The sequence below is a fragment of the Litorivita pollutaquae genome (genome assembly GCF_003205515.1).
Classification (GTDB): Bacteria; Pseudomonadota; Alphaproteobacteria; order Rhodobacterales; family Rhodobacteraceae; genus Litorivita; species Litorivita pollutaquae.
In genome coordinates this window covers 444,521-468,649 of sequence record NZ_KZ826481.1, presented here as the reverse complement: position 1 = coordinate 468,649, position 24,129 = coordinate 444,521, and the positions used below count along the sequence as shown (strand labels likewise).

At 59.1% G+C, this 24,129-nt stretch carries 24 protein-coding genes; 15 read left to right on the top strand and 9 right to left on the bottom strand.

The window, feature by feature from the left end; all coding sequences use genetic code 11:
• Positions 1-9: 9 nt before the first annotated feature.
• Entirely contained in the window at positions 10-651 is a 642-nt protein-coding gene (locus DI396_RS16675; RefSeq protein ID WP_235851733.1) for a sugar transferase, read from the top strand.
• A 314-nt stretch (positions 652-965) separates the two neighbouring features.
• Complete coding sequence (locus tag DI396_RS02200; RefSeq protein ID WP_110794846.1) at positions 966-2,879, top strand: polysaccharide biosynthesis protein; 1,914 nt, start codon at positions 966-968, stop codon at positions 2,877-2,879.
• A 383-nt stretch (positions 2,880-3,262) separates the two neighbouring features.
• Here the strand turns inward: DI396_RS02200 and DI396_RS02195 are convergent, their stop codons facing one another.
• Positions 3,263-3,982, bottom strand: a complete 720-nt coding sequence (locus tag DI396_RS02195) for a Bax inhibitor-1/YccA family protein (RefSeq protein ID WP_110794845.1) — start codon at positions 3,980-3,982, stop codon at positions 3,263-3,265.
• A gap of 235 nt (positions 3,983-4,217) precedes the next feature.
• Entirely contained in the window at positions 4,218-4,442 is a 225-nt protein-coding gene (locus DI396_RS02190) for a DUF1127 domain-containing protein (protein WP_110794492.1), read from the bottom strand.
• A gap of 125 nt (positions 4,443-4,567) precedes the next feature.
• Here DI396_RS02190 and DI396_RS02185 point away from each other — a divergent pair, with 125 nt between their 5' ends.
• Positions 4,568-5,464: a LysR family transcriptional regulator gene (locus DI396_RS02185; protein ID WP_110794491.1), complete on the top strand. Its 897-nt coding sequence runs from the start codon at positions 4,568-4,570 to the stop codon at positions 5,462-5,464.
• 9 nt (positions 5,465-5,473) lie between these two features.
• Here DI396_RS02185 and DI396_RS02180 read toward each other — a convergent pair whose 3' ends face one another.
• On the bottom strand, positions 5,474-6,439 hold the full coding sequence (locus DI396_RS02180) for an NADPH:quinone oxidoreductase family protein (RefSeq protein ID WP_110794490.1): 966 nt from the start codon (positions 6,437-6,439) through the stop codon (positions 5,474-5,476).
• 266 nt (positions 6,440-6,705) lie between these two features.
• On the opposite strand from DI396_RS02180, the gene DI396_RS02175 reads away from it, so the two are divergent.
• The 4 genes from DI396_RS02175 (at position 6,706) to DI396_RS02160 (ending at position 9,751) form a co-directional block, all read left to right on the top strand.
• Positions 6,706-7,098: a helix-turn-helix domain-containing protein gene (locus tag DI396_RS02175; protein ID WP_110794489.1), complete on the top strand. Its 393-nt coding sequence runs from the start codon at positions 6,706-6,708 to the stop codon at positions 7,096-7,098.
• A 90-nt stretch (positions 7,099-7,188) separates the two neighbouring features.
• On the top strand, positions 7,189-7,959 hold the full coding sequence (hisN, locus tag DI396_RS02170; RefSeq protein WP_110794844.1) for a histidinol-phosphatase: 771 nt from the start codon (positions 7,189-7,191) through the stop codon (positions 7,957-7,959).
• A gap of 21 nt (positions 7,960-7,980) precedes the next feature.
• Positions 7,981-9,321 carry an 8-oxoguanine deaminase gene (locus DI396_RS02165; protein ID WP_110794488.1) on the top strand — a complete coding sequence of 447 codons (1,341 nt, stop codon included), beginning with the start codon at positions 7,981-7,983 and terminating at the stop codon, positions 9,319-9,321.
• A gap of 1 nt (position 9,322) precedes the next feature.
• Positions 9,323-9,751: a CAP domain-containing protein gene (locus DI396_RS02160; protein ID WP_162617124.1), complete on the top strand. Its 429-nt coding sequence runs from the start codon at positions 9,323-9,325 to the stop codon at positions 9,749-9,751.
• 60 nt (positions 9,752-9,811) lie between these two features.
• Here the strand turns inward: DI396_RS02160 and guaD are convergent, their stop codons facing one another.
• On the bottom strand, positions 9,812-11,215 hold the full coding sequence (guaD, locus tag DI396_RS02155; RefSeq protein WP_110794486.1) for a guanine deaminase: 1,404 nt from the start codon (positions 11,213-11,215) through the stop codon (positions 9,812-9,814).
• A 196-nt stretch (positions 11,216-11,411) separates the two neighbouring features.
• On the opposite strand from guaD, the gene mgtE reads away from it, so the two are divergent.
• The 3 genes from mgtE (at position 11,412) to DI396_RS02140 (ending at position 14,325) form a co-directional block, all read left to right on the top strand.
• Positions 11,412-12,827 carry a magnesium transporter gene (gene mgtE, locus DI396_RS02150; protein ID WP_110794485.1) on the top strand — a complete coding sequence of 472 codons (1,416 nt, stop codon included), beginning with the start codon at positions 11,412-11,414 and terminating at the stop codon, positions 12,825-12,827.
• Positions 12,828-12,836: 9 nt separating this feature from the next.
• Positions 12,837-13,403 (top strand): 5-formyltetrahydrofolate cyclo-ligase, encoded by a 567-nt coding sequence (locus DI396_RS02145; RefSeq protein WP_110794484.1) that lies wholly within the window; start codon positions 12,837-12,839, stop codon positions 13,401-13,403.
• Between the two features lie 100 nt (positions 13,404-13,503).
• A complete protein-coding gene (locus tag DI396_RS02140; RefSeq protein ID WP_110794483.1) occupies positions 13,504-14,325 on the top strand; it encodes a TIGR00282 family metallophosphoesterase in 822 nt (273 codons plus the stop codon).
• A 308-nt stretch (positions 14,326-14,633) separates the two neighbouring features.
• Here the strand turns inward: DI396_RS02140 and DI396_RS02135 are convergent, their stop codons facing one another.
• From DI396_RS02135 to DI396_RS02125, 3 genes are all read right to left on the bottom strand, one after another.
• Entirely contained in the window at positions 14,634-15,050 is a 417-nt protein-coding gene (locus tag DI396_RS02135; RefSeq protein WP_110794482.1) for a DUF1284 domain-containing protein, read from the bottom strand.
• Positions 15,047-15,637 carry a biotin transporter BioY gene (locus DI396_RS02130; RefSeq protein WP_110794481.1) on the bottom strand — a complete coding sequence of 197 codons (591 nt, stop codon included), beginning with the start codon at positions 15,635-15,637 and terminating at the stop codon, positions 15,047-15,049. The genes DI396_RS02135 and DI396_RS02130 overlap by 4 nt, the downstream gene beginning before the upstream one ends.
• Before the next feature lie 87 nt (positions 15,638-15,724).
• The gene (locus DI396_RS02125; protein ID WP_110794480.1) at positions 15,725-16,327 is read right to left on the bottom strand and encodes a GntR family transcriptional regulator; all 603 of its coding nucleotides are present in this window, start codon (positions 16,325-16,327) and stop codon (positions 15,725-15,727) included.
• 333 nt (positions 16,328-16,660) lie between these two features.
• Between DI396_RS02125 and DI396_RS02120 the strand changes: the two genes are divergently transcribed.
• A complete protein-coding gene (locus DI396_RS02120; RefSeq protein ID WP_110794479.1) occupies positions 16,661-18,439 on the top strand; it encodes an SLC13 family permease in 1,779 nt (592 codons plus the stop codon).
• Between the two features lie 249 nt (positions 18,440-18,688).
• Here DI396_RS02120 and DI396_RS02115 read toward each other — a convergent pair whose 3' ends face one another.
• Both DI396_RS02115 and DI396_RS16830 read right to left on the bottom strand, forming a co-directional pair.
• The gene (locus tag DI396_RS02115; RefSeq protein WP_110794478.1) at positions 18,689-20,461 is read right to left on the bottom strand and encodes an SLC13 family permease; all 1,773 of its coding nucleotides are present in this window, start codon (positions 20,459-20,461) and stop codon (positions 18,689-18,691) included.
• A gap of 334 nt (positions 20,462-20,795) precedes the next feature.
• Positions 20,796-20,924: a hypothetical protein gene (locus DI396_RS16830; RefSeq protein ID WP_268876823.1), complete on the bottom strand. Its 129-nt coding sequence runs from the start codon at positions 20,922-20,924 to the stop codon at positions 20,796-20,798.
• Between the two features lie 124 nt (positions 20,925-21,048).
• Here DI396_RS16830 and DI396_RS02110 point away from each other — a divergent pair, with 124 nt between their 5' ends.
• The 4 genes from DI396_RS02110 (at position 21,049) to DI396_RS02090 (ending at position 24,096) form a co-directional block, all read left to right on the top strand.
• Positions 21,049-22,164: a C1 family peptidase gene (locus tag DI396_RS02110; RefSeq protein ID WP_110794477.1), complete on the top strand. Its 1,116-nt coding sequence runs from the start codon at positions 21,049-21,051 to the stop codon at positions 22,162-22,164.
• 77 nt (positions 22,165-22,241) lie between these two features.
• On the top strand, positions 22,242-22,661 hold the full coding sequence (locus DI396_RS02105; protein WP_110794476.1) for a hypothetical protein: 420 nt from the start codon (positions 22,242-22,244) through the stop codon (positions 22,659-22,661).
• Positions 22,662-22,713: 52 nt separating this feature from the next.
• On the top strand, positions 22,714-23,049 hold the full coding sequence (locus tag DI396_RS02100; protein ID WP_110794475.1) for a protease inhibitor I42 family protein: 336 nt from the start codon (positions 22,714-22,716) through the stop codon (positions 23,047-23,049).
• A 306-nt stretch (positions 23,050-23,355) separates the two neighbouring features.
• Positions 23,356-24,096: a YebC/PmpR family DNA-binding transcriptional regulator gene (locus tag DI396_RS02090; protein ID WP_110794473.1), complete on the top strand. Its 741-nt coding sequence runs from the start codon at positions 23,356-23,358 to the stop codon at positions 24,094-24,096.
• The last annotated feature ends 33 nt before the right edge of the window (positions 24,097-24,129 follow it).

The window sequence follows — 24,129 nt, the reverse complement described above, 5'->3', positions numbered from 1 at the left end:
GCGCGGCCGATCGCGCGCAGCAAACGGGTGATGGATGTGATTTGGGCGCTGCTGCTGATCTTGTTGCTCTGGCCCTTGATCATGGCGGTGGCGGCCTGGGTGCTACTGCTTGATGGGCGACCGGTGTTTTATAAATCCGAACGCATGCGCAGCCCGACAGAGGGTTTTGATCTGTGGAAATTCCGTACGATGCGCCCCGATGGGGCCGATCGTGGCGTGTCAGGTGGCGACAAACGCCATCGGATCACCCGCAGCGGCGTGTTCTTGCGGCGCTACCGGCTCGACGAGTTGCCGCAATTGTGGAACATCCTGCGGGGCGACATCAGCTTTGTCGGACCGCGCCCGCCTCTGCGCCACTATGTTGAGGCTTTTCCTGACCTGTATGCGGCGGTTTTGCGCAGCCGCCCTGGCGTGACCGGTTTGGCGACATTGGCGTTTCATGCGCGCGAGGAAGCTTTGCTCGCGCCCTGTGCCGACGCGGATGAAACCGAAGCAGTCTATATTCGCCGCTGCATCCCCGCCAAGGCGCATCTGGATCTTATTTATCAACGCAACCGGTCGATTTGTTGGGACCATTGGCTGATTCTTGCGACTGTTTTTCGGCGGTTTCCTCTTCGCGGACCAACACGGCTCAGGCGCGCATCGCGTTAGTTCGGCTTAATTTTATACACCTCACCGTCTTTTTTTGCCGCAACGCGGCATTTTTCGCCAATCGGGCGGAAACCCGCTTGTGTCCGAGTGCTATTAATACTCTTTTAACTTTGTGCCCTGCTGGATGGATCAAGTGGGAATACGCAGAGTGCCGCCTGCCATTCGTGGCCGCGCGGCGACTTTGAAGTGAACCTTGATCAATTTGGGCCTGTTTTCGGCGACGCCGAGGCGGGCAAAGGTGCCGGATATCGATCGGCCAAAAAGGTGTTACTTTGGATCAAAATCGCAATACGATCGATGCCGGTCTTTTCTCTATGCTTTGGGTGTACCAAAAACTTCTTGCTTTGAAGCCATCGCACAAACGGTTGATTTTCCTTGGGCTGGATATGCTTTGGGTCATTTCGGCATTTTTCATCGCGCTGAAATTGGTGGGGCGCGCACCTGCGGGCTTTGGGCTTGGCGGGACGCTGATCTATCTGTCGGTGTTGGTCCCTGTCGGGGTCAGTTTGACGGTTTTGATGGGGCTCGACCGGATTAAGCTCAACGCCTATGAGATGCGCGCGGCGAAACTCTCTGCCATTGTGGCCAGCGTGACGGCGCTGTGCGGTGTTGGGGTGAGCATGGCATGGTCCGGCGGGCTGCCCGAAGAAGTGTTGGCGGTCTTCTTTATGGTGCTTATGCTCTTGCTGGCCACCTCGCGGGTGGTGATGCGCGAAGTGGTGTTGGCGATTTACCGCAATGGCGGCAATCGCAAGCGGGTGCTGATTTACGGCGCGGGGCAAACCGGCCGCCAGCTTGCCGCCGCACTCAGCACCGATGACGCCATCTTGCCGATCGGCTTTGTCGATGCCAACCCGACCTTGCAAAGCCTCGTTTTCAACGGTTTGCGGGTTTATGCGCCCGCGCGTATCCGCGATCTCTACCATGCGGATGCCTTTGATCGTGTAGTGTTGGCCATGCCCTCGGTCAGCGCGCCCGTACAGGCGAAACTGGCCCGCGAATTGCGCGATATCGGATGCGAAGTATATGCCGTTCCGGCCTTTGCTGACATGATGGAAGACACGGAATTGCGCCGCCGCACCGTGCCGGTGAATTCCGCCGCGCTTTTGGGCCGCGCCTCTTTGTCGTTGGATTTGCCTGCTGTTACGGAAACCTATTGCGGCAAATCGATCCTTGTGACCGGGGCGGGGGGGTCGATCGGATCGGAGCTGTGTCGGCAATTGCTCAGCAGCGCGCCGCAATGCGTGGTGATCCTCGATCATAGCGAATTGGCGCTCTATACCATCGAGCGGGAATTGCGCGAGTTGATGACACAGATGCCCGATGGTCCGCGCCTTGTACCGGTGCTTGGATCGGTGACCGATGCGGTGTTGATCCTTAGCGTGATGCGGGCGCATGACATCGATATCGTGCTTCATGCCGCCGCCTATAAACATGTTCCAATGGTGGAGCATAACCCGGTCGAAGGTCTGCGCAATAATGTCATGGGCACGCGGGTTGTTGCCGAGGCGGCGCGCGATACCGGAGCCGAGCAATTCATTCTTGTGTCTACCGATAAAGCCGTGCGTCCCACGTCAATCATGGGCTCTTCAAAACGGTTGGCGGAAATGCTTGTGCAGGATTTGGCCTCCCGTGCCGAAACCACGCGGTTTTCTATCGTTCGTTTCGGCAATGTACTTGGCTCTTCGGGGTCGGTGATCCCGCTGTTCGAGGAACAGATCGCCCGTGGCGGCCCCGTCACTGTTACCCATGAGGATGTGACACGCTACTTTATGACCATCGCAGAGGCCGTGCGTCTGGTTCTGCTCACCGGTGCCTTTGCCCGAGGTGGCGATGTCTTTGTGCTCGATATGGGCGAACAGGTGTCGATTTTGAAAATCGCACGGCAGATGATCGAGGCCACAGGGCACCGCGTGCGCGATGCTGACACGCCGGATGGCGATATTGAATTGGTGATTACCGGCCTGCGACCCGGCGAGAAAATGCGTGAAGAACTGCTTATCGGTTCGGATATGTTGACCACGCCGCATCCAAAGATCCTACGCGCACAAGAGCAATGCCCGAGCCAACTTGGCATTGCCACGGCGCTGGCCCGGTTGCGCCGCGCCATCGAGGCCCGGGACGAGGCCATGGCCCGCGCAGTGATCACCACATGGGTCGAGCAGGAAGGCCGTGAGGGCGACAAAGACCTGATGGTGGTGATGCAAAACGAGCAGGACGCGTCCTAAATCCCCGATCACATGTGCGTTGTTCAGGCGGGCGCGCGTCGGCACGGGCGGTTGTCAGCGCGATGCGTTCCGGGCGGGGACGGCCCTAACATGCGGGGGACTGGCGCTTCCGCCGGAGCGGGATCGGCCCAAGGGGCGCATCGCCTGCGAAAGAGCCATGCCGTGCCTCGCATTCCTACTGCTGCCATCCGATTCCGTTAGGACGGTATGTTGGCGGTGATCCATAGGGTCGCGTTCTCAAGGTTGGGCGGTGTTTGTAATGGATATGTGGACCTAAGGTGATGAAGGTCCGGCAGACAGCCCCTACGGCCTCCAACCTCATAATGAGAAAGGGCCGGTGGCATCTCTGCCCCGGCCCTTCAGGTGTATGATCTGATGTCGGTTTACTCGCGATTGCCGAGCAGGGACAAGAGCATCATGAACATGTTGATAAAGTTCAGGTAGAGGCTCAACGCGCCCATGATCGCGGATTTGCCGAGCCATTCGCTGTCGCCATGTTGGGCGTGTGCAAGATATGTGTTTTTGATGTTCTGCGTGTCATAGGCGGTCAGGCCGGCAAAAATCAAAACGCCGATCACCGAGATTGCAAAGGCAATCGCGCCGGAGCCAAGGAACATGTTCACAATCGACGCCACAATGATGCCGATCAGACCCATGATCAAAAAGCTACCCCAACCGGAGATGTCTTTTTTGGTGGTATAGCCCCAAAGCGACAGGCCCGCGAAGGCGATCGAGGTCACGAGAAAGGTCTGCACAATCGAGAAGTCGGTATAGACCACGAAGATGTAGCTGATCGAGACGCCCATCAGCGCCGAGAAGGCGTAGAAGAACAGTTGTGCGCCCGCAGCCGAGAGTTTGTTGATCATCGCGCCAAAGGCAAACACCATGATCAGCGGAGCGAACATGATGATGTAGCGCGTAAAGCCGGTGAAGAGCGTCTGCATCATCGCTTCGTTGGTGCCAACGGCCCAAGATGCCAGTGCGGTGAGCAGCAGACCTACGGACATGGTCCCGTAGACCTTGTTCATGTGGGCGCGAAGCCCTTCGTCGATCGCTGCGGCGCGTGTGCCTGCCGCTGTCCGGATCGTGTTGAGTTCAGCCATCAAAGCCTCCGAAAAGTTAAAACCGTGACGCAGAATGCGCCGTTCGTGTTCAATATCGGGGTAGGGCGGCTTCATTTCAAGGGAATTTGGCAAACAGATGTTGCAAATTTTGCATTGCGTCCCGCCCGCGCCACTTGCGCCCGCTGGGATCGTCAGGCGGCAAAGCTGACGTCGGGGATGCGGGCGCAGGTCGGGAGGCTTATCCTATTGGATAAACAGGATTTCTCTACGGGCCTTATCCGCGCCAGCTGTCCGGTGCGCTCCAAGCCGAGCGACGGATTTCGAGCGCGACATCGGTGCGGGTCAATCCCATATCGTCCAGCGCAGCGTTGTCCAGAGCAGCCAATTTGCGGCGTTGACGAGACAGCGCCATCGCATTGCGCAAACGGGCCACGAAGGCGGATTTCGGTCCGGTCGACGCCAATTGCGCGCGGCGGGGGAGGGGCAGGGAGAAGGCCATTGTCTCATCCTTTCGTGATTGTGATGAATGGGCGGTGATTGATTTGTTCTGTTGATGTGTCTACGGATCTGTGAGTAATATTGAAAACGAATAAATGTGCGAATTAGCATCAAGGATGGTGATGAATGCGAAATCTCGATATCACGACCCTGCGCAGCTTTATGGCCGTCGCGGATCAGGGCGGTGTCACTCGCGCGGCCGGGGCGCTCAATCTGACCCAATCGGCGGTCTCCATGCAATTGAAGCGTCTTGAGGAAAACCTTGGTGCGGCGCTGCTCGACCGCAGCGGGCGCAAGGTGGCGCTGACCGGTGAGGGCGAGCTGTTGTTGACCTATGCGCGGCGCATGGTGGCGATGAACGACGAAGTGGTCGGGCGATTGACCGAAACCACATATGAGGGCGAACTGGTCCTTGGGGTGCCGCATGACATCGTCTACCCGCAAATTCCGCAGGTGCTCAAACGCTTCAACGCGGCCTATCCACGGGTCAAGGTGCATTTGAAATCCTCGTCGACCATGCGCCTGCATGACGCCATGGCGCGGGGCGAGGCGGATATCATTCTGACCACGGAAAGCCGCGCACGAGAGGGCGGTGAAATGCTCACCGAACTGGCGCTGCGCTGGACCGGCGCCCTGCACGGACAGGCGTGGCGTTGGCGGCCGTTGCGGCTTGCGTTCTGCTCTTGCTGTATTTTCCGGCCTATCGTTTTGGATAAATTGGATGAGGCGGGGATCGATTGGGAAATGGCGGTCGAATCCGAAGATGACCGCGCGGTCGAGGCGCTGATCTCTGCGGATCTGGCGGTGGGTGCCTTGCTCGAAACGTCGATCCCGCCGCACCAAGAGGCCATTGCGGGTGGCAATGCCTTACCCGATCTCGGCGTGCAGCAAATCAATATCTATGCCGCGAGCGGGGCTAATAAAATGCGCGATGCGCTTGCCGATATGATCCGGCAGGTTTACCGCAACGGTCCGGCTTTGGTGTCTGCAGGGGCCGCGCATTTGGCCGCTGCAGCGGTGTGAGGGCGGCGGTCACGGGGTTGGCGTGATCACCACCTTGCCTGTAGAGGCGCGGCTGCGCAGCAATTCGAGCCCCTCTTCCACGCGCTCCAAAGGCAGGACGTTGCTGACATGGGGTTTGATCTTTCCGGCCTCATACCAAGCAAAAATCTGGGCCAAACTGTCGGTCACCACTTCGGGGCGGAATTTCAGGTAGCCGCCCCAATAGAACCCCAAAACGTCGATGTTTTTCACCAACATATGATTGGCTTTGATACGGGGGACATCGCCGGAGGCGAAGCCGATGATCAAAATGCGCGCTTCGGGGTTGCAGGCCCGAAAGGCCGCTTCGAATTGGTCGCCGCCCACCGGATCATATACCACATCTGCCCCGCCAAGCGCCTTGACCGCTTCGCGGATGTCTTCGGTTTTCGCGTCGATCAAATGATCCGCACCGGCGGCCTTGGCCGCCTGTAACTTCTCGGGTCCGCGCGCGCAGGCGATGACTGTCGCGCCCATCAATTTGCCGATCTCCACCGCCGTCAGGCCCACGCCCCCTGCTGCGCCAAGCACCAAAAGCGTTTCTCCCGGTTGTAGCCGCGCCTTATGCTCCAGCGCTACATGGGAGGTGCCATAGGCGATTTGCATCGCGGCGGCGTCGATATCGGACATGGCATCGGGCACCGGTACGGCGCGGGCGGCGTCAAACACGCCATATTCGGCCAAACCGCCGCTGCCACCAAACACCGCCACACGGTCCCCGACGGAGACCCCGCTGACCCCCGCGCCGATATCTTCGACCCGACCGGCGATTTCCATACCTAATGTGAACGGCGCCTCGGGAGTGTCTTGATATTCTCCGCGTTGCATCAGAAGATCGGCAAAGTTGAGACCACAGGCACCGATTCGCACCCCGAGTTGACCTGCTTGCGGCCTTGGTGGGCGAAGCTCTGCCAAGATAGCCTGAGTTCCGGGCGAGTGGACTTGATATGCGCGCATGTCATCCTCGTTTATGTTTACATTCAGGTATTTGTCTTAAAATCCAGTCCGGAGCAAGACTCACGGAGGCGTGTTTTCTTTGCGTCAATACCGTATAGATTGCATCTCAAAGGTATAGGAACACGTTTTTAGGGTGTTCTTTCCCGTCCGCCGGGAGTAATGTGCAAGACAGTAGTGGTTTGTGAGGTGGATGGATTCTTGGGCTGGCTGGTCCTAGATCACCCGTGTGAGCGCAAACTTAGAAATGTTAGTGAAGGAGCAAGACTATGACACACCATGTAGATGTGCATGTCGGGAAACGCGTTCGTCACCGCCGTTGGTTGGTTGGTATGACGCAGCAGCAGCTTGCCGAGCAGGTTGGAATTAAATTCCAACAGATTCAAAAGTATGAAACCGGTGCAAACCGCATTTCGGCCTCCCGTCTTTGGGATATTTCCGATGCGCTCGATGTTCCGGTCAGCTTTTTCTTTGAAGGCATGGAAGCAGAGGCTGAAACCGCCGATGTGGACACCGCAGAGGCCGCAGTGCCCTCTTCGGTACCTGCCGATCTGATGGGCGACAAGGAAGCGCTGGATCTGGTGCGCTCGTATTACGCGATCCCGGAGAATCAGCGTCGTCGTCTCTTTGAATTGGCCCGCGTATTGAGCGACGTTGCCTAAGCGAAGCGCTTGAGCCTGAGGTCTGGCCGCGCTACTCCTGCAATAGCGTAGGGGAGTTTGACCGTGACCGAAGACGACAAGAGCGACATTATGAATACTGCACACGCGCTGGCGAATGCCGCGCGTGTTGCGATTCTGCCCTATTTCCGCAGCATCGGTCTAAGCGCCGATAACAAACTCGACGCCGGTTTCGATCCGGTGACCGAAGCCGACCGCGCCGCAGAACGTGCCATGCGCGATATTTTGGCGGCCCGTCGTCCTGATGACGGAATTTTGGGCGAGGAATACGGCACCCAAGAGGGCCGCAGCGGGCTGACGTGGGTGCTTGACCCCATCGACGGCACGCGCGGATTCCTGTCCGGTACGCCGACATGGGGTGTGCTGATTGCGCTCTCGGACACCAATGGTCCGCAGTATGGCATCATCGATCAACCCTATATTGGCGAAAGATTCGAAGGCGGGTTTGATCGTGCTCGGATGGTTGGTCCACATGGGACGGGGGTTTTGAAAACCCGCGCCCCGCGCGCCCTGTCCGAAGCGATCCTGTTCACCACCTTCCCCGAGGTCGGCACGCCGGATGACGGCGCCGCTTTCGCCCAAGTTTCCGCCAAGGCGCAACTCACCCGCTATGGCATGGATTGCTATGCCTATGCCCTGTTGGCTGCGGGGCAGATTGATCTCGTGATCGAATCTTGTCTCAACCCCTACGACATCTGCGCCCCGATCGCGGTGATCGAGGCCGCAGGCGGTATCGTCACCGATTGGAAAGGCGGCCCCGCGCATCATGGCGGCCGTGCCATTGCTGCGGCCAACGCCGAAATCCACACCGAAGCCTTGGCCATCTTATCCCGCGCGCCCTAGCGCCCCAAACCGGACCCCGCGATGACCGAGACCCTGATCAAAGGCGCTGACACCATCCTGACCATGGATGACGCGCGCCGCGAACTCGGCGGTGCTGATATTTTGATCCGCGACGGTGTGATCGTTGCGATCGGGCACGGGCTTGAAACCACCGGCGAGACCCACCTTGCGGGCGGATGTGTGGTGACACCGGGGCTGGTGAACACCCACCATCATTTGTATCAATCGCTGACCCGGGCGGTGCCGGGCGGGCAGGATGCGCTGCTCTTTGGTTGGCTCAAAACCCTTTATCCGATTTGGTCGCGGTTCGGCCCGGAAGAGATGCGTATCTCTGCCATGACGGGCCTGGCCGAATTGGCGCTGTCGGGGTGTAGCCTCAGCTCGGATCACCTGTATCTTTACCCCAATGGGGCACGGCTTGAGGACACGATCGAGGCCGCCCGCATCATCGGATTGCGGTTTCATCCAACGCGCGGTGCGATGAGCATCGGGGAGAGCCTTGGCGGGTTGCCGCCTGATGGGTTGGTTGAACGAGAGGACGACATACTGAATGACTGTATCCGGGTGATCGACGCGTTTCACGACGCCTCGGACGGCTCGATGTGCCGCGTGGGTGTTGCCCCCTGTTCGCCATTTTCCGTCAGCCGCGAGCTGATGCGCGACGCCGCCAGTCTGGCCCGTGACAAAGGTGTGATGATGCACACCCATTTGGCCGAAAACGACGAAGACATTGTGTATTCAATGGAAAAATTCGGATGCCGTCCCGGCCAATATGCCGAAGAACTTGGCTGGACCGGTGAGGATGTCTGGCATGCGCATTGCGTGAAACTCGACGGGCAGGAGATTGATCTTTTTGCAAAATCCCGCACGGGCGTCGCCCACTGCCCTTGTTCGAACTGCCGTCTCGGATCGGGGATCGCGCCGGTGCGGGCGATGCGCGATGCGGGTGTTAAGGTCGGATTGGGGGTAGATGGATCGGCCTCTAATGACATGGGTAATTTGATCCTCGAAGCGCGTCAGTCGATGCTGCTGCAACGGGTTTCCAAAGGTGCCGATGCAATGAGTGCGCGCGAAGCGTTGGAGATCGCCACGCGCGGCGGTGCCGATGTGTTGGGCCGCCCTGACTGTGGACGCCTTGCCGTGGGCAAACGCGCGGATATTGCGATTTGGGACAGTCAGGGCATCGAGAGTGCCGGAAGCTGGGACCCTGCCGCGCTTTTGCTTGCGGGGCCAACCCGCGTGCGTGACCTTTATGTCGAAGGCCGCGTTGTGGTGCGCGGCGGTCATCTTGCAACTTATGACTTGCCTGCGCTCCTCGCCGCGCAAAACCGTCTCGCACGCCGTTTGGCTGAAAGTCTTTGATATGAAATCGCTGATGCTTGCCGCGCTTCTGGCATTTCCGTTTCCCGCCATGGCCGATCCGGTTCAGGGCGCGGCAGAGGCGCTCAATCGCTACCGCGCTGCGCGCGGAGTGCCACCGGTGACCCAATCGGCCCGATTGCAAGCTGCCGCCGAACATCACGGCGCGGATATGGTCAAACGCGGCTATTTCGCGCACAAAAGCCCGTCCGGCAGCGGTCCGGCCAAACGGGCGAAACGTGCCGGATATCGCTATTGCTTCATCGCCGAGAACATCGCCAAAGGGCAAAAAACCTTGGCGCAGGTCATGGATGGTTGGGCCAATTCTCCGCCGCATGCGCGCAATATGTCCTCGGAAAAGGCGACGCAATTCGCGTTGGCCCGTGCCGCAGATAACACTTGGGTCATGATGCTTGGCCGTCCCGGTTGCTAACCCGCGTGGGGCTTTGAAGCATTTCGCGATCACGCGCCACACCCCCGGAACGGCAATGCCTCACACCGCGTTGCCGTTCACGCGTTGCCCGTTGATCCATGTGTCCGTCACGGCGCGGTCATCGCCCATCATGATCGTGGCAAATATCTCTTCCCATATTTCATCGGCTTGGGCCGCCCGCTGTGCAATCGCGGGGGTGGAGGCCAGATCAAGCACCACCAGATCGGCGGCCATGCCTGCGGCGAGGTTGCCGATCTCGCCGCCCAGATGCAGCACCTCTGCCGACCCGCAAGTCGCCAGCCACATCAATTGCGCCGCATGCAGCGGCGTTCCGCGCAATTGCCCGATTTCATAGGCCGCCGCCATGGTGCGCAGCATCGAAAATGACGATCCGCCGCCGGTGTCCGTAGCCAATCCGATGCGTTGTCCTTCGGCCATCAAGCCGGCCATATCGAACAGGCCCGATCCGATAAAAGTGTTTGAGGTCGGGCAATGTACCAATGCGCCGCCGGCTTCGCGCAATCGCGCCCGCTCACGCGGCTCCAGATGAATCGCATGTCCATACAGCCCGCGCGCGCCAAGCAATCCATGGGTTTCGTAGGTATCCAGATAATCGCGGGCAGAGGGGTATAGCTCTCGCACCCATGCGATTTCGTCCAATTGTTCGCTCAAATGGGTTTGCATCAAACATGTCGGATGTTCGGCCCAAAGCGCGCCCATCGCCTCCAATTGCGCGGGGGTTGAGGTCGGGGAAAACCGTGGGGTAATGGCATAGACCGCGCGGCCCCGTCCGTGCCATTTCCCGATCAAGGCCTTGCTTTCGTCATAGGCGCGTTGCGGCGTGTCGCGCAGGTCTTCGGGGGCGTTGCGGTCCATGGCGGTTTTGCCCGCAACCACCGCCTGTCCGCGCGCGCCGGCCTGTGCAAACAGCGCCTCGGCAGAGGCCGGATGCGAGGTGCAAAAGCTTGCCACCGTGGTCGTGCCATGCGCGGCAGTCAGGTCAAGGTATCGCGCGGCAATCTCATTGGCATAGGCCGGATCGGCAAACCGCATTTCCTCGGGAAAGGTATAGGTGTTGAGCCAGTCAATCAGCCGTTTACCCCAACTGGCGATCATCGCGGTTTGGGGAAAATGCACGTGCGCATCAACAAACCCTGCCATGATGACGCCTTGGCCATAGTCGATCAACTCGGCCTGCGGATGCGCGGCACGCAACGCCGCACCGTCGCCCACCGCCGCAATCCGCCCGCTTTGGATCAAGACGCCGCCTGCAGTATTGATCTGCGCCGCCGTTTCCGGCGCATCGTGAAACGGATGGTGCTCAAACCGCAGCGTCCGGCCCAGCAACAGCCGCGACGTCGGGTCGGTGCCGGTGTTTTGTGCTTTGGGGGCCGTGACAGCGCTCTGGGGCGCCGCAGAGGGGCGGGCCGAAAGGGGGGGAGGGGGCGGCGTGGGCGTGCTCATCAAAGTCCTGACTGGCCCGGTTGGCCGGACATTTTGGGGATCATATTGCCCGCGCGGTAACGGCGTGTGGCGGGCGGGGCGTGGCTGTAAATATAGCCAGTCTAAACGGCCCGGTGCGAGAGGTAAATTGCGCGTGGCCCCATTGTGCCTTGCGCCTGATCTGACTAGAGTTTGATCAAAGCAAGAGGGGCATGCGATGAGCGACTTCGAGACCAAAGACGAGATCATCGAAGCGCCCGAAGGTACCGAACCCCGGGGCGATGGCGAAGATAATTACCGCTTGGGCAAACGGACCATGGCGGAGATTTTTTTCGCTGTAGATACTCAGGATCGCGCCGCCTTGATCGAGGCGATGGAGCCGCTGCACGCAGCGGATATTGCTGACCTTTTAGAGCAGATCAATGCGTTTGACCGCCGCCGGTTTATCCAGCTTTACGGTCAGGAATTCGACGGCGAAATTCTGTCGGAACTGGACGATTCTGTGCGCGAAGAGGTCATTGCGCTGCTCAACCCGCAGGTGCTGGCGGATGCGGTGCGTGAGCTGGACAGCGACGATGTTGTCGATCTGATCGAGGATCTTGATGACACGCAACAAGAGGTCATTCTCGACGCGCTCGAAGACGTAGATCGCGCCGCCGTAGAACAGGCGATGACCTATCCGGAATATTCCGCTGGCCGGTTGATGCAACGCGAAGTCGTCGCCGCGCCAGAGCATTGGAATGTTGGGCAAGCGATTGATTTTCTGCGCGGAACTGAATCGCTTCCGGATCAATTTTACCATGTAATTCTGGTCGATCCGCGCATGCATCCGGTCGGCAATGTCACTTTGGGTAAACTGATGTCGAGCCCGCGCAATATGCCTCTGGCCGAGATCACCGAAGGCAGCTTTCGCACCATTCCGGTGATGCAGGCCGAAGGCGATGTGGCCTATGCGTTCAACCAATACCACCTGATTTCCGCCCCCGTTGTGGACGAAGATGACCGGCTTGTCGGGGTGATCACCATCGATGACGCCATGGCGGTTTTGGATGAGGAACACGAGGAGGACATCTTGCGCCTCGCCGGTGTGGGCGAAACCTCTTTGACCGACCGTGTGATCGAAACCACCAAGGGCCGCTTTCCATGGCTTGCGGTGAACCTGTTGACGGCGATCTGTGCTTCGTTGGTGATTGCGCAATTCGAAGCGACAATTGCGCAAATGGTGGCTTTGGCGGTGCTGATGCCAATCGTGGCCTCAATGGGCGGCAATGCGGGCACGCAATCGCTCACCGTTGCTGTGCGTTCAATTGCCACGAAGGATTTGACCGGCGCGAACGTCTGGCGGGTGATCCGGCGCGAGGTCTTGGTCGGCCTCGTGAACGGCGCGATCTTTGCCGTGGCGATGGGATTGGTCGGGCTGGTTTGGTTCGGGTCGGGGATGCTTGGCGTGGTGATCGCCATTGCTATGGTGATCAACATGGTGGTGGCAGGATTGGCGGGCACGGTGATCCCTGTGATGCTTGAAAAAATGGGCGTTGATCCGGCGCTGGCCTCGGGGGCTTTCGTGACGACGGTGACCGATGTGGTGGGCTTTTTCGCCTTCCTCGGATTGGCCAGCGTGATGTTGCTGTGAGTTGCGCTGATGGTTGATGATCTGCTGGCCCGTAAAGCGGCCGCCCGCAAATCCGCATTGGCGGCGCGCAGCGAAGCACATCGCATCGGCGGGGCAGGGCGCGCTGGCGTTCTGTCTCAGGTTCTGGCCGGATATCGCGGTGCGGCAGTGGCCGGATATATGCCAATCCATTCCGAAATAGACCCGCGCCCCGCCATGGCAGAGGCGGCCGCACATGGCCCCGTTTGCGTTCCGGTGATCAAGGGGGCCGGATTGCCGTTGCAATTTGCACGATGGGACGAAGGCATGGCCATGGAAAAGGGTCCATTTGGCGCAATGATCCCTGCGGTCAAAGAATGGATCACGCCGGAGATCGTCATCGTGCCTTTGGTTGCCTTTGATGCGTGCGGGCGCCGGTTGGGATATGGCGGTGGTTTTTACGACCGCACGCTTGAGGCGTTGCGCACAAATGGCGCGGTGTTGGCGATCGGGTTTGCCTATGCGGCGCAAAAATTGCCCGAGGTGCCCCAAGAGCCAACCGATCAACCGCTCGATTTGATCGTCACCGAAGCGGGCGTGATGGATCCGCAGCCCTAGGCCCGTCTCGCGGACATATCTGCGCCGGCGCGGGCGTTTTGACAATTTCCGCCGTGCATTGTCTTGCGCTTGGTCCATTCGGCGCGTAACCCCATAGCCCATGAGAATTCTGTTTTTAGGGGATGTGATGGGCCGCGCGGGGCGCGGTGCCGTTGCCGAGCATCTGCCGCGCCTGCGCAAGGAATGGCGGCTGGATTTTGTCGTGGTCAATGGCGAGAATGCCTCGAACGGCATGGGCCTGTCTGGGGCTCATGCCAAAGGGCTGCTCGATGCCGGGGTCGATTGCTTGACCCTTGGCGATCATGCCTTTGACCAAAAGGACATGTTGCAATTCATTGAAGGCGAAAGCCGGATTGTCCGCCCTGTGAATTTCGCCAAAGGTGCGCCGGGGCGCGGGCACCGGATGTTTACCGATGCGCGCGGGCGCAAGGTTCTGGTGGTGCAGGTTCTGGGCCAAGTCTTCATGAAGCGCGCCTTTGATGATCCGTTTTCCGCCGTTGAACCGATCCTCAAGGCGCATCCTTTGGGGGGGCAGGCGCAGGCGATCATCGTTGATATGCATTGCGAAGCCACCTCGGAAAAAATGGCCATGGGGCATTATTGCGACGGGCGCGCCTCGCTTGTCGTGGGCACCCATACCCATGTGCCCACCGGCGACGCGATGCTGCTTTCTTCGGGGAGCGGATATCTGACCGATGCGGGCATGTGCGGCGATTACAATTCGGTTATTGGCATGGAAAAGTCCGAACCGATGCGCCGTTTCATCACCGGCATGGTCAAATCGCGGTTTACCCCCGCCACCGGCGAGGCAACCCTATCGGGCGTGTTCATCGAAACGGACGACCGCACCGGATTGCCCAAAGAGATCATCCCCGTGCGCCAGGGCGGTAAATTGCAGCCATCCGGACCGGTGATGGCCTGACCGACCATTCGTTCGCGATCACTCTCTAACGGGGGCTCAAAGCGGCGGCAACGATAGGGGCGTCTCTACGGCGTCTGGCCGTGAACCATTAGGTGAGGGGTGCCTTTGGTATCCTTTCAATTCGGGGGCTGCGGTGCAGCGATGCCCCCCTCACGGATGCGGCCCCCTCCCGATCAACACCAGCTTGGCTTTGGTGGCCGCGTCGATGGCGGGGATTTGCATCTGTCCAAAACCGGAATGTCTTTAAGAATGCTCGTTCGCCCGCCTTTCTAGCACCCGCCATTCAAACATTGCCAGCGCAAGTGTGATTAAGCGATTGCCCCTTCATAGCCGTTTTTAGAAATACTGGTGCACAGCTCTCCCCACTGGCAATTGTGACAAGCGGAACGAACCTGATCTTGTGCGAACGCTGTCCGAAGTCGTTTTAACGTATCTTTGTCCAAAGACAGTTTTGCGCCGGTATGCACCGGCATTTGCAACACCTCGCCCACATCTTTCGCAGCTTGAAGATCCCGATTGTGCACACTGTCGTTGAAACAGTGTGCATTCGCTTCCGCCAGACGCGGAGCACAGATTTCATCCGGCCCCTCGACGATTTCGATGCTCTCTCCGGCTGAAATCCGCCCCGCGATCACAGTCATGTTGTCTGTGAAGGCGGGGGTGTATCCTCGCCCGATATAGGTAAGGATACAAAGAAGATGGTGAGCGCGCAGATGGATAGTCATTCGGCGGTATGTCGGGCGTCACGTGTCAGCAGCTTAAGCGTCATCGCGCCGAGACCGGACTTTAGGACCGCACCGATGATAAAGGGAACCACGCCAGCCATAATCGCCCGTTCTGCGCCGATCAGCATTGCAAGCCATGTGGCCCCCAAGGTCAGGCAGATTGCGTTGCCAATGAGCATCGCCAGAAACGAAAACCAAACGCGCTGACCGTTCCAACCGCGTGCGGTTAACCATCCGACAGCCATGCCCGCGACCGGGAAGGCAAAGAGATAGCCGCCGGTTGCGCCCATGAAATGTTGAGGTCCGGACGCGCCACCGGCCAGAACCGGCAATCCAAGGGCACCCTCCATCAGCCAAGCCACAATTGTGACCCCGCCCAAACGCCATCCGTATAAGGCACCGACAAGCATGACCGCATAGGTTTGCATGGTGATCGGAACCGGAATCATCGGAACTTCGATGTAGGACGACACTGCGAGGAAAAGGGTGCCGAAAAACACGGCAGCGATTTTCCACGGCAGTGTAAAGTTCTGCACATCGAATGCTTTGTGAGTGGTGTAGGCAGCTGCAGGTGTAGATGAGGTCATTTAGGCGCTTCCTTAAAGTATCTATTAAACATCATGCGAGAATCGAGAGATATTTTAATTATAGATAGTTTGCAAGTGTCGCTAAAATCAACCGCGCGAGAGGTGTCGCCGTAAGATCGCTGACGCGGTTTTTTCTTCGCGCCGCTCCATAGCCTGAAGGATCGCCACGTGATCCTTGTCCGAGGTGCTCTGCCATGTTGTGCGCCATCTGGCGTGAAACCTCTGTGCAGAAAGCCGCTGAAGTTGTTCGATGCGTCCCAGCAGAAGGGGCCGTGCGCAGGGCTTCAGGATTTCCAAGTGAAACTGCCGGTTGGCTTTTTCCCAAGAAATCGGATCCTTGGCGTGATCGCAAGCAAGCCGAAAACGCTCCATCTCCTGCAGGGCCGCAGGCGTAACGTTGGCAACCGCTTTCGCCAATGCCAATGGCTCCAAGGCAAGCCTCATTTCCAGAATGTCGTCCTGATCTGCGTCCGTCAAAGAAAACGCTCGGACGCCGCGCTTGGGAATGAAGGTGGCGAGTTCCATCTGCACAAGGCGTTGAAGGGCCTCTCGGGCCGGGACGTGGCTGCACTTGAAACGCGCGGCGATGTGATCCTGCGCAAGTCGAGCCCCCTGGGCGATGTCACCCCTGATGATTTCTTCTGCGAGGATGTCGGCAATGGCTGCGGGTTTTATAGATAAATCAGACATGATGATGATTTAACCTGAACCGGTTCCCTGGAACAGGGCGTTGTTTTTAAAAAATAGGCGGCATCAATGGCGGGTTGGCAAGCACGTATCTCCGCAAGCGCCCCAAGATGACCGTTTGTCGAGGGCACCCGCATCGCGGCCATTGGTATGCTTGCAGCGATCTGGCGCTTTGTCCGCATGCTCTCCCTTTAGTGGCGCGCCTCATGTGCTTGCACAGATTGGAATATCTGGGCGCAATCCGGGCCATTCTTGCGCGCCGTGCGACATTCTCTTGCTCCTGCCCGCCTGATAATGGCACAGTAGCGCGCAGGCGATAAAAGGGCATTTGCATTCATGCAGTTTTTGGAATTTTCCCAAACGGGTCAGGCGGTTATGACGCTGCTCGTCGTGGTGATTATGTTCATTCTCTTCGTCAAGGAATATTACCCGACCGAAGTGGTGGCGATCACCGGCGCGGCGTTGATGCTCGGCCTTGGGCTGTTGCCTTATGATGCGGCATTGGACGTGCTTTCCAACCCTGCGCCTTGGACCATTGCGGCGATGTTCATCGTGATGGGGGCCTTGGTGCGCACTGGCGCGCTGGATGCGTTTACCTCCCTTGCCGACAAACAAGCGCAGGTGAACCCGAAACTGGCGATTGCGATGCTATTGGCCTTTGTGATCATCGCATCGGCGTTTGTGTCCAACACGCCGGTGGTGGTGGTGATGATCCCGGTGTTTGTGCAGCTCTCGCGCACCCTTGGCAAATCGGCGAGCAAATTCTTGATCCCGCTGAGTTATGCGGCGATCCTTGGCGGCACGCTGACCTTGATCGGGACCTCGACCAACCTGCTTGTTGACGGTGTTGCCCGTGCCCAAGGGATGCAGGCCTTTACGATTTTCGAGGTCACCCCGTTGGGGATTGTTCTGGTCACCTGGGGGATGATTTATCTGCGCTTTATTGCGCCGCGGCTTTTGCCCGATCGTGACAGCATGGCGTCGATGTTGTCTGACCGCAGCCGGATGAAGTTTTTTACCGAAGCGGTGATTCCGCCGGAAAGCAACCTTGTTGGCCGCGAGGTCAGCGGCGTGCAATTGTTCAAACGCGAAGGCGTGCGATTGATCGATGTGGTGCGCGGCGACGACTCGCTGCGCCGGAGCCTCAAGGACGTGACGCTGCAAGTTGGCGACCGCGTTGTCTTGCGCACCCAGATGACCGAGCTTTTGAGCCTGCAACGCAACAAAAGTTTGCGCCGCGTCGATCAGGTGTCCGCCGTGGAAACCCATACGGTCGAGGTTCTGATCACCCCGGGGTGCAAAATGGTGGGCCGCTCGCTTGGCTCGATGCGCTTGCGTCGCCGGTTCGGGGTCTATCCTTTGGCGGTGCACCGCCGGAACCAGAACATCGGCCGCCAACTCGAAGATCTGGTGGTGCGTGTGGGTGATACGCTTTTGCTTGAAGGCGCGCCCGAAGATATCAAACGCCTTGCTTCGGAAATGGATATGGTCGATGTGACCACGCCCACGGCACGGGCCTTCCGGCGCGGTCATGCGCCGATTGCGATCCTGTCTTTGGTGGCGATTGTTGCGATGGCGGGCATGGGGGTCGCGCCGATTTTTCTGCTGACGGTCTTGGCGGTGGCGGCGGTGCTCCTGACCCGCTGCATCGATGCCGACGAAGCGTTTTCTTTTGTTGACGGGCGTTTGTTGGCGTTGATCTTTTCGATGTTGGCCGTCGGGGCGGCCTTGGAGCATACGGGTGCGGTCAGCTTGATCGTCGAAGGGGTCGCGCCTTTGCTGGGCGGCTTGCCGGGACCGGTGATCATCTGGGCGATCTATCTGCTGACCTCGGTGCTTACCGAACTGGTATCGAACAATGCCGTGGCCGTGGTTCTTACGCCGATCGCCATCGGTTTGGCCGATGCTTTGGGGTTTGATGCGCGCCCGCTTGTGGTCGCGGTTATGGTCGCCGCTTCGGCCAGCTTCGCCACCCCCATTGGCTATCAAACCAATATGTTGGTCTATGGCCCCGGTGGTTACAAGTTCACGGATTTCATGCGGGTCGGTATTCCGCTGAACCTGAGCATCGGGATTTTGTCCGCTGCGATCATTCCGCTGATCTGGCCATTGTGACCTTTGGCAAAGCGCGCCGCGCCAAATGGTGCACCGTGCTGTGATCGGGCCCGATGTGGGGGGGCTGTGCCCCATCCAACCCGCGCGGAGGCGCCGCCGCGCGAACATCTGCTATCATGCTGCGCCGCTCGCCCGCGCATTTGCCGCGACAAGCCGCCAACAGGATAGGGTCCCCCCGCAGGATGGGGATCGCCGCCGCTGATGCTCTGGATCGGCGTGTCAATCTCGCCCGCGTGGCCGGCGGCGGCGCTACATTGGCCAGAACACAAGGATTGTCGGGATCGAGACGCAGACGACCAACACTTCCAACGGCAGGCCCATACGCCAGTAGTCGCCAAACTGATAGCCACCCGGGCCAAGGATCAGCGTGTTGTTCTTATGCCCGATAGGGGTCAGATAGGCTGAAGACGCCGCCACCGCCACCGCCATCAGGAACGGGTCGGCCGAGACGTTCAAGGCGCTGGCCATCTGGATCGCGACGGGGGCGGCGACGATGGTCGTGGCGGTATTGTTGAGCACATCCGAAAGCGTCATTGTCACCACCATCAGCACCGTCAAAATTGCCCATGAGGGCAGGCCGGCAGTGATCCCGACCAGCGATCCGGCCAAAAGTTCGGTGCCACCGGAGGTCTCGAGCGCCGCGCCGAGCGGGATCATTGAGCCGAGCAATACGACCACAGGCCATTCAATATGCGTGTATAATTCCTGAATCGGGACGATTTTGGTCAGAACATAGGCCACAACCACCAATCCCAACGCCACCGGCAAATAGATCAAGCCAAAGCTTGCCGCCGCAACCGCCCCGGCAAAAAGCCCAATGGCCAGCCATGTTTTGCTGTCATCGGTGACGGTCAATCCGCGTTCAGCCAGAGCCAGACAGCCAAGCCAATCGCTGATCTCGGCAGCGTGACCTTTGGGTACGAGAATAAGCAGGATATCACCGGCGCGCACTTCGGTTTTGCGCACTTGGCTGCTGATCCGCCGGCCTTGGCGGGCAATACCCAAAAGCACCGCGCGGCGGCGCCACGCAAGACCGATACCTTGGGCGGTGCGCCCTTCGATGCGCGCATCCGGTTGCACGACCACTTCGATCAAATCCAATCCCTCGCCCTCGGCACGGACCAGATCTTCGCGGGTCTGATCGGAAAAGGCGAGGCCGGCCGCCGCGCGGAATTCGTCCAAAGCATTGGGGCTGGCCTCGATCACCAACGCGTCACCGGCACGCAAAAGGGTGCTGCGCGCCGGGCCATAGCGGCGTTTGCCATCGCGGATCACGCCGATCACGGCGACATCGGCTTTCTCGGCATCCGCGTCCAGTTCGGACAGGCGTTTGCCGATCAATTTGCTGTCTTCGGGCACGCTCAGTTCGGCCACATAGGGCGAGAAATCCTTGGCGGCCAATCCGGCGTCATCACGGCGCGGGATCAACCGCCAGCCGATCAACGCAACAAAAATCAGCCCGGCAATCGCGGTGATCCCGCCGACGGGGGCAAAATCGAACATACCATACGGCTCGCCCATGGCTTCTTCGCGGAAGGCGGCAATAATGATATTGGGCGGCGTGCCGATCAAGGTGGCCATGCCGCCAAGGATCGTTGCAAAGCTGAGCGGCATCAAAGACAGCGCCGGCGCGCGCCCCGCTTTGCGCGCGGTCTGAATATCGACAGGCATCAAAAGGGCCAAGGCCGCGACATTGTTCATAAAGGCGGACAAGACCGCACCGATCCCACCCATCAAGGTGATATGCCCGCCAAGGCTGCGCGAGCTATCGACAAGGGTGCGGGTGATCAGGAACACTGCGCCCGACCGGACCAAACCGGCGGACACCACCAAAACCAGCGCCACAATCAAGGTCGCCGGATGGCCAAAGCCGCTGAAGGCGTCTTCTTTGGGCACCACGCCAAGCACAACACCCGCCATCAGCGCGGTAAAGGCCACAATGTCATAGCGGTAGCGCCCCCAGAGCAGCAGGGCGAAAACAGCAGCGAAGAGCGCAAAAAGCGTGATTTGTTCATATGTCATAGAGCAGACATAGCTTGGCCCTCTGCGCGCGGCAAATGCGCAATGCAGCATAGCCGGAAATTGGCCGGGTGTGAACGCTCTGTGAGGGGACTGTGAGGCGCCTGTGAAGCCGGCCTGTCAGCCCTGTGAAACCCAGTTTTTCCTTATTTTACAGGTGATTCGAGCCGATTCTTGCCGCAATTTTGTTAACCCTGTGGCAAGTTGTTGTGCTGCAAGGAAATTACCTGTGTTGGCGGGATTTGGCATTCATGTTACCCTTAAGTCATCTTCGCCAAACCCGATGAAATCGGACAGCGGCGGGGAGATTTTGAAAACGAACCGCATTTTGAAGGCACTATTTTGATCCGATGATCTTGCGGGGGCCATTTGCGCCCGAAAGGTCATCCACCACTTTGACGATGAAACGACCAAGACCCGACTTTTGATTGCATCCGGTATCGGGGGGCGCATGCCCTGCGATCATGGCGCAATCACTTTTGAACCGGACTGTGACGCGCAGACCGGAGCGGGAGAGGTGCGTGCGCTGCCGTCTTGGGCGGCCTGCGGGCCCGGCCGATCAATGCATTTAACCGAACAGGAGATTTCCAATGACTGAAGCACTTAACCTAAAGGCCCTCGCCAAGGAGCTCAAAGCGTCCGGTGCGCCATGGGAGATGGATGAATCCACCGAAATGGCGCTTTTGACTGAGGACGAGCGGCGCATGCGCCTCGGCGTGATCCCCCCCGCCGGCGCCATGAGTTTTGAACAAGCGGTCGCCGCAGACAAATCCGCGCCGATGGTGACGGCCGATATCATCGCCTCGGAAACCGCCGCCGGATTGCCGAGCAAATTCGATCATCGCGATGTGGGCGGCAAAAATTACACCACCCCGCCGAAAAACCAAGGCGGCTGCGGCTCTTGCGTGGCGCATGGCGTGGTGTCGGTGATGGAGACGACCTATCGTCGCTCGATCGCCTCGGACAGCTACAACCTCGACCTATCCGAGGCGCATCTGTTCTACTGCCACGGCGGCGAAGAGGGGCGCACCTGTGCCAATGGTTGGTTCCCCGATCAAGCGCTTGATAAATGCAAGACAAAAGGCGTCACGCTCGAAAGCGTCTATCCCTATACCGGATCCCAGCAAGCCTGCGCCGTGCCGTCGGGATGGGAGGCCAATGTCGCCAAATCCTTGGGCAAAACCAAATTGACCAACCGCACCAAGATCAAGGAATGGATCGCCACGCGCGGCTCTGTCACCGGCTGTTTCATCGTGTATCAGGACTTCTTTTCCTACCGGTCCGGCGTCTACCGGCATGTGTCGGGTGATGCGGCCGGTGGGCATTGCGTTGAAATCATCGGCTATGATGATGCGCTTGGCTGCTGGATTTGCAAGAACAGTTGGGGCACCAATTGGGGCGAGGGCGGATATTTCAAAATCGCCTATGGTCAGGCGCAGATCGAAACATGGCTTGGCCCATATGGTACCAATGGGGTAACGGTCAAAACCTGGAACAACAATCTGAAGGTTAACGGTCTGTGGACCAATGAGGCAGACCGCAATGCCTATGTGCATTTTACCGGTCTCGGGTGGAAACGCCTGACCACCAGCAGCGCGGTGCAGCAGCATGCGATGTTGGCCGATCTGATCGGTGCCAAAGGCGGCAATCGCACGGTGCGCGCACTCATCGACGGGGCGCAGGTCAAAGAGATTTATGTGATCTGAGCTGGAAAATTTATCGCGGGCGCGCCCGATACGTGGCGCGCCGCATCAAACTCAATTGTTGAACAAGGAATATTCAAATGCCTAATGTAAAAGATAAAGCCGCCCCGAGCGACACTGCTGAAACCCTGCGCGCGCAGACCGGAGGCGGTAGCGGCGCACCCAGCCTTGATATCGGGTCGATGATCTCCGAGGCCAAACTCGAAGGCGCGATGGCGCCTGCCATGACCCCTCCGGGGGATGAGACCGCCGAAGCGGCGGGTGCCGATGGGGTGACCGCATGGCACAATGGCAAAAAGATCACCGCAACATGGTGCAACTCGTCCAATCGCAACGCTTTTGCCTCGGTGCAGGGGTTGGGTTGGCGCCGGTTGACCAACGCAAACGACAGCGCGTTTTTGTCGATGGTGATGATGGCCGCCCATGCCGAGCAGATGAACTCTACCGTCAATCTGAAGATCAGCACCAGCAACGAGATCACCGAGATCTATGTCTGGTAGGGGTGTGCCGGATACGATCCGGTGCGGATTGTGAAACAGAGAAAGGCACACCATGTCCGGTGATATCTTACTCTCGATGGGGGACGCGGGCGGATCTGTCCGCGTCCCTGCGGGCGGGGTGGTCGAATTGCGTTTGCCGGAAAACCCGACAACGGGCTATCGGTGGACGTTACCGCCGGACAGCTGCACCGAGATGATCGAAGATCGCAACGCGGCGCCAGTGGACGGCGCCGGAGTGATTGCCGGTGTCGGGGCCGCTTCAGAGCGGGTCTTCTTGTTCCGCCTTAAAGGCGGCGCGCCGCTGCATTTACGTTTGGATTTGACCCGCGCATGGGAGGAGGGCGCCCCGCCTGAATCCCGTTTCGAGATCGAATTGGTGCCGCAATAGCCGGTCAAACCGCCGTTACCTTCGGTGCAAGACACCGAAAGCCGGTGCCAAGGCCGCCGTCACAGGACCGGGGGTGGGTAGATCCTCATAGTAGCGCGCGAAAGACACGCGGCGCATTTCATCCGCACGCGGGGGGAACGCGGCGCCGGCCGCGATCAAGAAACATCGACTCAACACGGTCGAAACCTGCAAGATCGCCGGGCACCCGCCGGACACAGGCAGGCGCGAGACCGGACGCGGGGTTGCACGATGCGCGCCCCATAGCATATAGGGAAAGCCAAACTCAGCATCTCTAAGGGGTCCCTCATGGCCGGCCATTCCAAATGGGCAAATATCCAGCACCGTAAAGGGCGTCAGGACAAACTGCGCGCTAAACTTTTCTCGAAACTTTCCAAAGAAATCACCGTCGCCGCGAAAATGGGCGACCCTGATCCCGAGAAAAACCCGCGCCTGCGCCTTGCAGTGAAAGAGGCCAAATCCTCCTCGGTGCCGAAGGATGTGATCGAACGTGCGATCAAAAAATCCATGGCTGGCGAGGGCGAGGATTACGAAGAAATCCGCTATGAAGGCTATGGCCCCGGCGGCGTGGCCGTGATTGTCGAGGCGATGACCGACAACCGCAACCGCACTGCGTCCTCTGTGCGCTCGACCTTTACCAAAAGCGGCGGAAATCTGGGCGAAACCGGATCTGTCGGGTTCATGTTCGACCGCAAGGGCGAGGTGACCTATCCGGTAGAGGCCGGCGATGCCGACACTGTGATGATGGCCGCGATCGAGGCCGGCGCCGAAGATGTGCAAAGCTCTGAAGACGGCCATGTGATTTATTGCGCCGATACCGACCTGAATGAGGTTGCGACGGCTTTGGAGGCCGAGTTGGGCGAAAGCGCTTCGACCAAATTGGTATGGGTGCCGAATATTTCCACCGAGCTCGACCTTGAGGGGATGGAAAAGCTGATGAAGCTGATCGATGCGCTCGAAGATGACGACGATGTGCAACGTGTCACCGCCAATTTCGAAGCCTCCGACGAGGTCATGGCACAGTTGTGATCTGCGGATCCGATATGGTAATTTCAAAGGCGC

Bases quoted from the DNA above. Each gene is read 5' to 3' on its own strand.
- DI396_RS02190 (WP_110794492.1), bottom strand. From the start codon at position 4,442: ATGGCCTTCTCCCTGCCCCTCCCCCGCCGCGCGCAATTGGCGTCGACC.
- DI396_RS02180 (WP_110794490.1), bottom strand. From the start codon at position 6,439: ATGCGCGCATATCAAGTCCACTCGCCCGGAACTCAGGCTATCTTGGCA.
- DI396_RS16830 (WP_268876823.1), bottom strand. From the start codon at position 20,924: ATGATCGCAGGGCATGCGCCCCCCGATACCGGATGCAATCAAAAGTCG.
- DI396_RS02125 (WP_110794480.1), bottom strand. From the start codon at position 16,327: ATGTCTGATTTATCTATAAAACCCGCAGCCATTGCCGACATCCTCGCA.
- DI396_RS02175 (WP_110794489.1), top strand. From the start codon at position 6,706: ATGACACACCATGTAGATGTGCATGTCGGGAAACGCGTTCGTCACCGC.
- DI396_RS02110 (WP_110794477.1), top strand. From the start codon at position 21,049: ATGACTGAAGCACTTAACCTAAAGGCCCTCGCCAAGGAGCTCAAAGCG.
- guaD (WP_110794486.1), bottom strand. From the start codon at position 11,215: ATGAGCACGCCCACGCCGCCCCCTCCCCCCCTTTCGGCCCGCCCCTCT.
- DI396_RS02160 (WP_162617124.1), top strand. From the start codon at position 9,323: ATGAAATCGCTGATGCTTGCCGCGCTTCTGGCATTTCCGTTTCCCGCC.
- DI396_RS02135 (WP_110794482.1), bottom strand. From the start codon at position 15,050: ATGACTATCCATCTGCGCGCTCACCATCTTCTTTGTATCCTTACCTAT.
- DI396_RS02105 (WP_110794476.1), top strand. From the start codon at position 22,242: ATGCCTAATGTAAAAGATAAAGCCGCCCCGAGCGACACTGCTGAAACC.
- DI396_RS02185 (WP_110794491.1), top strand. From the start codon at position 4,568: ATGCGAAATCTCGATATCACGACCCTGCGCAGCTTTATGGCCGTCGCG.
- DI396_RS02200 (WP_110794846.1), top strand. From the start codon at position 966: ATGCTTTGGGTGTACCAAAAACTTCTTGCTTTGAAGCCATCGCACAAA.
- DI396_RS02195 (WP_110794845.1), bottom strand. From the start codon at position 3,982: ATGGCTGAACTCAACACGATCCGGACAGCGGCAGGCACACGCGCCGCA.
- DI396_RS02140 (WP_110794483.1), top strand. From the start codon at position 13,504: ATGAGAATTCTGTTTTTAGGGGATGTGATGGGCCGCGCGGGGCGCGGT.
- DI396_RS02145 (WP_110794484.1), top strand. From the start codon at position 12,837: ATGGTTGATGATCTGCTGGCCCGTAAAGCGGCCGCCCGCAAATCCGCA.
- mgtE (WP_110794485.1), top strand. From the start codon at position 11,412: ATGAGCGACTTCGAGACCAAAGACGAGATCATCGAAGCGCCCGAAGGT.
- DI396_RS02130 (WP_110794481.1), bottom strand. From the start codon at position 15,637: ATGACCTCATCTACACCTGCAGCTGCCTACACCACTCACAAAGCATTC.
- DI396_RS02100 (WP_110794475.1), top strand. From the start codon at position 22,714: ATGTCCGGTGATATCTTACTCTCGATGGGGGACGCGGGCGGATCTGTC.
- hisN (WP_110794844.1), top strand. From the start codon at position 7,189: ATGAATACTGCACACGCGCTGGCGAATGCCGCGCGTGTTGCGATTCTG.
- DI396_RS02165 (WP_110794488.1), top strand. From the start codon at position 7,981: ATGACCGAGACCCTGATCAAAGGCGCTGACACCATCCTGACCATGGAT.
- DI396_RS02090 (WP_110794473.1), top strand. From the start codon at position 23,356: ATGGCCGGCCATTCCAAATGGGCAAATATCCAGCACCGTAAAGGGCGT.
- DI396_RS02115 (WP_110794478.1), bottom strand. From the start codon at position 20,461: ATGACATATGAACAAATCACGCTTTTTGCGCTCTTCGCTGCTGTTTTC.
- DI396_RS02120 (WP_110794479.1), top strand. From the start codon at position 16,661: ATGCAGTTTTTGGAATTTTCCCAAACGGGTCAGGCGGTTATGACGCTG.